Below are 6,717 nucleotides of genomic sequence, written 5' to 3'. Positions count from 1 at the left end.
TGATCTCGGGGCGGGCTGCGCGGGGCGATCGCGTGCTGGTATTCGGTTCGTTCCACACCGCTGCCGACGCGCTGCGCGTGCTCGGTCGGCCGGCCGCGGGCGCTGCCTGAACGCGATCCGCGCGGCCGGGGCGCGCGAGGGGCGGCGCGTATAATTGGCACCGACAAGGCGGGCCGCCCCCGCCGCTTGCGGACGCGATGGAACTTGCCCTCAAACAGCGGCTGCTCGGTGCGGCGGTGCTCATTGCGCTCGCCGTGGTCTTCCTTCCCTTGCTGGTGATGGGCCCGGCGCCCGACAGCGGCGCCTCGAGCGTTCCGCTGCACGTGCCCGCAGCACCGGACACCGCCGGCGATACGCGCACGCTCGACCTGCCGCTTGCGCCTGCCGCGGCCGGTGGCGCGGTTCTGCCCACACCGGCACCGCCCGCGCCTGATGCTGTAATCGACACGCCTTCCGCGGAAAATGCAGCGCCCGCGGTCGCCGCTGGCGATTACGCGGTCAGTTTCGGCAGCTACGCCACTGCCGCCGATGCCGCCCGGGTTGTCGCCGCGCTCGCGACGGCTCACCTTCCCGCATACCAGGAAGCCGCCCCACTGGGCACGCGCACGGTCCACCGCGTTCGCATCGGCCCGTATCCGACCGCGGCGGCTGCCGAGGCCGCGCGGATCGCCGCCGGGCGCGTGCGCAGCGACGTCAACACCCGCGTCGTGGTGCTCGATGCCCCGACCCGGGCCAGCAGCTCCGCGGCCGGCAACGTCGTGGCTCCCGCGGCGTCATCTGCGGGCGTCACGAACCCTGCGTCGGGGGAGGCGCACGTTTCCACGGCGCCGCGTCCAGCCACTCCCGCTGCAGCGGCGGTCTCAGGCACGACGGTCACCGCCGGCACGGTTCACGCGCCGGTCGCCCCCGCCGAGCCGCCGAAGCCCAGTGCGCCGCCTGCGGCCCCGGCCCCGGCCGCCTCCAACGTCGGCTTCGCAGTGCAACTCGGCGCCTTCGCCAACCCGGATGAGGCCACGCGCCTGCGTGACCGCGCGCGCGCCGCAGGTTTCTCCGCGTTCGTCGAGCAGGTCCACACCGATCACGGGAATTTGAGTCGCGTGCGCGTTGGGCCGACGGCCGACCGCGCGGCGGCAGACGCGTTGCGTTCGCAGATCGCCTCGAAGCTCGGCGTCAGCGGCATCGTGCGACCGCATCCCTGAGATGAGTCCGCTCGACTGGCTGCTGCTCGCCATCCTCGGCGTCTCGGCGTTGACAGGATTGCTGCGGGGTTTCGTCGGCGTGGTGGCGTCGTTCCTCGCGTGGCTGCTCGGCGGCACCGCGGCGTTCGAACTCGGCGGCGGTGTCGCGCGGATGCTCGCCGACCGCCCCGACCCAACGCCGGTGCAACTGCTGATCGGATACGGCGCGTGCTTTCTCGGCGTGGCGATCGTGGTCGCCTTGCTGTCGATGCTCGCGCGTCGAGCATTGGCTGCAGCGGGCCTGGGCGGCATCGATCGTGCGCTGGGCCTCGCGCTCGGCAGCGTGCGCGGCGCGGTCATGGCCTGCGCGATCGTGCTGCTTCTGGGCTTCACGCCGATGCCGCGGCAACGCCAGTGGCAGGCCTCCGCGCTGGTGCCGGTGTTCAAGCCCGGCGCGGTCTGGCTTTCGACGTGGCTGCCGGTGTGGGCACGTGAACGGCTCGACCTCGACGGCCGCATGCCCGCTCGAACCTTCCCGGAACTGCCCCCATTACCCGGGCTCCCCGCCTGACACCCCTGCAGGACACCGAATCATGTGCGGCATCATCGGAATCGTCGGCCAAAGCGACGTCGCGGGACAGCTCTACGACGGCCTGACCGTCCTGCAGCACCGCGGGCAGGACGCGGCCGGCATTGCCACCGCCGCGGGCTCGAAAATCCGCGTCCACAAGGGCAACGGGCTGGTCAGCGATGTTTTCGACGAGGCGTCGATGCAGCTGCTGCACGGCAACTTCGGCATCGGCCATTGCCGCTATCCGACCGCGGGCAGTGCCGGTTGTGACGAGGCGCAGCCGTTCTACGTCAACTCGCCCTACGGCATCGCGCTCGCGCACAACGGCAACCTGATCAATACCGACGCGCTGCGCCGCGAGGTGTTCGAGCAGGACAAGCGCAACGTCAACACGGAATCGGATTCCGAAGTGTTGCTCAACGTGTTCGCGCATGAGCTCGACACCCAGGGCGAGCTGTCGCCCGAGTCGGTGTTCAAGGCCATCGAGGGCGTGCACCGGCGCTGCGTCGGCGGCTATGCGGTGACGGCCGTTGTGCTCGGTTTCGGCATGGTCGCGTTTCGCGACACGCATGGCATCCGCCCGCTGGTCCTCGGCAAGCGCGTGCGCGACGGACGTGACGAATACGCCGTTGCCTCCGAATCGGTTGCGCTCGACATCCTCGGTTACGAGCGCCTGCGCGACGTGCGCCCGGGCGAGGGCATCGTGGTGACCGCCGACGGCACGTTGCACGCGCGCGCTTGCGCGGAAGAGCGCGCCGCGACGCCCTGCATCTTCGAATACGTCTATTTCGCCCGGCCCGACTCGATGATGGACGACGTGTCGGTGCACAAGGCGCGCATGCGCATGGGGCAGAAGCTGGGCGAGAAGATCCTTCGCCTGCGGCCGGACCACGACATCGACGTGGTCATCCCGATCCCCGATACGTCGCGCGACGCGGCGCTGGAGATCGCCAACACGCTGGGCGTGAAGTACCGCGAGGGCTTCATCAAGAATCGCTACGTGGGCCGCACGTTCATCATGCCGGGCCAGGGCGAGCGCGCGAAATCGGTACGTCGCAAGCTCAATGCGATCCCGCTGGAGTTCCGCAACCGCAACGTGCTGCTGGTCGATGACTCGATCGTGCGCGGAACGACGTCGCAGCAGATCGTGCAGATGGCGCGCGACGCCGGCGCGCGGAAGGTGTACCTGGCGTCCGCGGCGCCGCCGGTTCGCCATCCGAACATCTACGGCATCGACATGCCGTCGGCCGACGAACTGGTCGCGCATGGCCGCACCGACGACGACGTGCAGGCGTTGCTGGGCTGTGACTGGCTGATCTACCAGGATCTCGCCGACCTGGAGGAAGCCGTGTCCGGCCCGAAGCACCGTATCGGCGCGTTCGATTCCTCCTGTTTCAACGGTGAATACGTGACGGGCGTGGAGCCCGGCTATTTCGAGCGCATCCGTCAGGCGCGTTCGGATAGCGCGAAGCAGGCGAGGCGGACGATCTGACATGAAGTCACTTCAAATGGCGATGATCCCGGACGACGAGAACGGCGACGTGCTGCGCGCGATGCTCGAGGACGGCGACGACCTCACCGTCGCGCGCGACATCGACTTCCTGCTGGTGTTCGGCGACGAAGCCGCGGCCGGGGCCTTCGCCGACGCCGCCTCGCAACTGGCCGACCTGCAGCTGTCGACGCCAGAAGTCGACGACGAAGGCATCTGGCAGGTGATCGCGAGCCGCCACATGGCGCCGAAGCACGCCGATATCACGCGTCTCGAAACCGAGCTGACCGTGCTCGCCGAATCGTTCGGCGGTTATCCCGACGGCTGGGAATGCTCACGCGCCGCCGGCCCGGTCGACGACGGAGACGACACGGTCGCCTGATGGCCGCTTGCCTGCACGAGGCCGCGCACGCTTGCCTGCGCGCCGCCACGCCCGAGGCGAAGGTCGCGCTGACGTTCGACGCGTTCGCGCGTTTCGTGGACGGTCAACTCGCGCCGTGCACGGATGCGCCGCCGCCGGAGCCGATCGCGATGCCGGGTCGCCCCGCGCGGCCGCGGCTCGTTTCGTCGCGCGAGCTTCCCAAACGGGGATTCGGCAGCGATGAAGGGCTTGCAGCGTTCGTGCACGCGATCGCCCACATCGAATTCAACGCCATCGACCTGGCCTGGGATGCGGTGTACCGATATCGCGACATGCCCGCGCGTTTCTATGTCGACTGGGTTCACGTCGCGAACGACGAGGCGCGGCACTTCGCGCTGTTGCGCGCGCGGCTGGTAGAACTGGGTCGGGACTACGGCGAGTTCGACGCGCACAACGGCCTGTGGGAAATGGCGGAAAAGACCGCGCACGACGGGCTCGCGCGCATGGCGCTGGTGCCACGCGTGCTGGAAGCGCGCGGGCTGGACGTGACGCCCGGCATGATCGTGAAGCTGCGGCAGCGGGGTGACAACGCGACTGCCGACATCCTCGACGTGATCCTGCGCGAGGAAGTGGGGCACGTCGCGGCAGGCAGCCGCTGGTTCCGGTGGCATTGCGCGCAGCGAGGGCTGGACCCTTCGACGACGTTTCGCTCTCTGCTCGCCGAGTACGCGCGCGCTGTGCTGTACGGGCCGTTCAATCGCCAAGCGCGGCTCGAGGCAGGGTTCGATGCGGACGAGCTGGCCTCGCTCGACGCATTGGCGAACTGAGCCGCGCTCGGCGCTAAACGGGCTGCGGGTTGGCAGGCGACGCAGTGTCACGAACCGGCGAGTTCGCTGCGTCGCTGCGGCATGAGCCCCTGCCGCGAATTCAGCCCATTGCGTCCAGGCGCAGATCGCTGCCGGCCATGCGCAGCACCGAACCTTGTTCGTACCAGTCGCCGAGCACGACGCGGCGGCATTCGCGTCCGTTCGCATCGATCCGATGGATCGCCGGGCGATGCGTGTGGCCGTGGATCATCAGGTCGACGTCGTACCGCGCGAAGTACTCCGCCACCGTCGCGGGAGCGACGTCGGTGACGGTTTCCATCGTGCCTGCGTCCTTCAGCGCCGCCTGCGCCGCGCGGCTCTGCTCCCGTGCACGCGCCGCGAACGCGACGCGCGCCGCAAGCGGCTGCGACAGGAATTGCGCCTGCCATGTGGACTTGCGCGTCTGCGCGCGGAACGCCATGTAGTCGGTGTCGGCAGTGCAGAGCAGGTCGCCATGCAGGAGCAGCACCCGGCGGTCGCCGAGGGTGACCACCGTCGGGTCGTCGAGCAGCTGCATGCCGGCGCGCGCGGCGTAGGCGGGCCCCAGCAGGAAGTCGCGGTTTCCGTGCATGAAGAACACGGGCGTGCCGCTGCCGACCAGGTCGCGCACGCCTCGGGCCACAGCCCCGCCGACCTCGGATGGATCGTCGTCCCCGACCCACGCCTCGAACAGGTCGCCGAGGATGTAAAGCGCATCGGCGCCGCGCGCTTCGTCACGCAGGAAGCGCAGGAACAGGGTTGTGGCCTGCGGTCGCTCCGCGTCGAGGTGGAGGTCGGAGATCAGGAGCGTTGTCATGCGCGCATTGTAGGTGCGCGCTCGCCGCTCATCCGTTCGGAGCCGCGACGAATCGAAGGATTGCCGGCAGCACGGCGGGCACGCGATGCGGGCTGTACAGGCCTTGCAATGGCGTTGTGTGGCCGCCGCCGGGCACCATCAACAGGTCCGCACGCACGCCGGCCTTGCGCAGCCGATCCGCCATTTCCTGGCTGTCGGCCGGATCCACGACGCGATCGCCCGTGGCATGCACGAGCAGGAAGGGCGGTTCGTCGCCGTCGACGGCGTTTACCGCCTGCGCGGCCGGCCACTGCGACGGCGCGCCGAAGATGGCCGCGTACTTCGTGCCGACCACGAAGTCGTAGGGCCCCGAAAGCCCGATGACGCCGGCGAGGTCATGCGGCTTCAGTCCGTAAGGTGCGAGGTATCGCGCATCGGCACCGACAAGCGCGGCGATCTGCGCACCGGCCGAGTGACCTGCGACGAACACGCGCGACGGATCGCCGCCGTACTGGCTCGCGTGCTGATTCGCCCACGCAACGGCCTGCGCCGCATCGTCGACGAAGGCGGGAAAGCCCGCCCTTGGCCACGTCCTGTAGTCCGCGACGATCGTCAGCACGCCGCCTTCAGCGAGCCTGCGCCCGACGAAGCGGTACTGCGCGCGCTCGCCGCGCGTCCAGCCGCCGCCGTAGAAGAACACCACGACCGGTGCGCGCCCGTCGGCGTCGTGCGGGCGGTAGACGTCGAGCGAAAGCCCCGTGGCTTGCGAGAATACGACGGTCGCCTCCGGAGGGCGGACGCCACGGTTGGCCGCCGCGAATATCGCGCGCTCGCAACCGCTCGAGCCGAGTGCGAAAAGCGCAACGAGCGCCGGGGCGAACAGGGAACGCAAGCGCATCGGAACTCCACGATCGAGGGTTTCGCAGAGTTCTACGCGGCGGCGCGTGCAGCAGATGCATCAGGTGTGCTGCGCGGCGGGGCAGGGCGACTGTCGTGTCGGGCGATCGATGTTGTGTTCTCGCGCGTTGCCGTTTGCGTTAGCGGTCGTTGCTGCAGTCGATACGTTGGTTGCTCTCTTGGCGGGGCGCTGCGTTGGGGCGGACGATCGCAGTCGTGGTCCAGCGGGGTCGTTGTCGTCGAGGTGGTCGTTCTGGTCGTCGTCGCCGCGGACGTCGTCATGCTTGCGGCCCCGGCGCTTGCGTGAGCCGGTGCCCGCAGTCCGTTGCATGCGCTGACATTCGGGCGCGACCAACGGCGGCCTATCACACGCGCACCGCTCTCCACGAACCTCGAGCCGTGATCCGCCGGCCGCGGCGTGCACCGGGTGCAGACCCCGTCCGCTGGCGCTGAAAGGAGTCGGCAGAGGCCGACGTCGCGCTCGACCGTGACCGCTGCGGCGACGCCAGCAACCCCCTCGCGCCCGAGCCCGGGGTGCTGGCGAGGGCCGCCAGCCGTCCGGCGTGGAGGCTCGTCGCTG

7 protein-coding genes are annotated in these 6,717 nt (G+C 69.6%); 5 read left to right on the top strand and 2 right to left on the bottom strand.

From position 1 onward, the window contains the following. Nucleotides 1-197: 197 nt before the first annotated feature. The 5 genes from FW784_RS11530 to FW784_RS11510 are packed head-to-tail and all read left to right on the top strand — an operon-like array spanning nucleotide 198 to nucleotide 4,426. Entirely contained in the window at nucleotides 198-1,199 is a 1,002-nt protein-coding gene (locus tag FW784_RS11530; protein ID WP_149353489.1) for an SPOR domain-containing protein, read from the top strand. Between the two features lies 1 nt (nucleotide 1,200). Next, nucleotides 1,201-1,749: a CvpA family protein gene (locus FW784_RS11525; protein WP_149353488.1), complete on the top strand. Its 549-nt coding sequence runs from the start codon at nucleotides 1,201-1,203 to the stop codon at nucleotides 1,747-1,749. A gap of 22 nt (nucleotides 1,750-1,771) precedes the next feature. Continuing rightward, nucleotides 1,772-3,241 (top strand): amidophosphoribosyltransferase, encoded by a 1,470-nt coding sequence (gene purF, locus FW784_RS11520; RefSeq protein ID WP_149353487.1) that lies wholly within the window; start codon nucleotides 1,772-1,774, stop codon nucleotides 3,239-3,241. 1 nt (nucleotide 3,242) lies between these two features. Beyond that, entirely contained in the window at nucleotides 3,243-3,620 is a 378-nt protein-coding gene (locus FW784_RS11515; protein WP_205123618.1) for a ribonuclease E inhibitor RraB, read from the top strand. Continuing rightward, nucleotides 3,620-4,426, top strand: coding sequence for a ferritin-like domain-containing protein (locus tag FW784_RS11510; protein ID WP_149353486.1), 807 nt, complete (start codon nucleotides 3,620-3,622; stop codon nucleotides 4,424-4,426). The genes FW784_RS11515 and FW784_RS11510 overlap by 1 nt, the downstream gene beginning before the upstream one ends. 100 nt (nucleotides 4,427-4,526) lie before the next feature. On the opposite strand, the gene lpxH is transcribed toward FW784_RS11510, so the two are convergent. Together lpxH and FW784_RS11500 are read right to left on the bottom strand one after the other, a co-directional pair. Further along, entirely contained in the window at nucleotides 4,527-5,261 is a 735-nt protein-coding gene (lpxH, locus tag FW784_RS11505; protein ID WP_149353485.1) for a UDP-2,3-diacylglucosamine diphosphatase, read from the bottom strand. A 28-nt stretch (nucleotides 5,262-5,289) separates the two neighbouring features. Continuing rightward, nucleotides 5,290-6,138: an alpha/beta hydrolase gene (locus tag FW784_RS11500; RefSeq protein ID WP_149353484.1), complete on the bottom strand. Its 849-nt coding sequence runs from the start codon at nucleotides 6,136-6,138 to the stop codon at nucleotides 5,290-5,292. Nucleotides 6,139-6,717 lie beyond the last annotated feature (579 nt).

Origin of the sequence: Cognatilysobacter lacus, from assembly GCF_008274655.1 — a bacterium.
GTDB lineage: Bacteria > Pseudomonadota > Gammaproteobacteria > Xanthomonadales > Xanthomonadaceae > Cognatilysobacter > Cognatilysobacter lacus.
Note: the sequence above shows the minus strand (reverse complement) of the source record. Positions and strands in the feature narration are given on the sequence as shown.

What these genes read in the sequence shown, in the direction of transcription:
- FW784_RS11530 (WP_149353489.1), top strand. Translation starts at nt 198, where the DNA reads ATGGAACTTGCCCTCAAACAGCGGCTGCTCGGTGCGGCGGTGCTCATT.
- FW784_RS11525 (WP_149353488.1), top strand. Translation starts at nt 1,201, where the DNA reads ATGAGTCCGCTCGACTGGCTGCTGCTCGCCATCCTCGGCGTCTCGGCG.
- FW784_RS11515 (WP_205123618.1), top strand. Translation starts at nt 3,243, where the DNA reads ATGAAGTCACTTCAAATGGCGATGATCCCGGACGACGAGAACGGCGAC.
- lpxH (WP_149353485.1), bottom strand. Translation starts at nt 5,261, where the DNA reads ATGACAACGCTCCTGATCTCCGACCTCCACCTCGACGCGGAGCGACCG.
- FW784_RS11500 (WP_149353484.1), bottom strand. Translation starts at nt 6,138, where the DNA reads ATGCGCTTGCGTTCCCTGTTCGCCCCGGCGCTCGTTGCGCTTTTCGCA.
- FW784_RS11510 (WP_149353486.1), top strand. Translation starts at nt 3,620, where the DNA reads ATGGCCGCTTGCCTGCACGAGGCCGCGCACGCTTGCCTGCGCGCCGCC.
- purF (WP_149353487.1), top strand. Translation starts at nt 1,772, where the DNA reads ATGTGCGGCATCATCGGAATCGTCGGCCAAAGCGACGTCGCGGGACAG.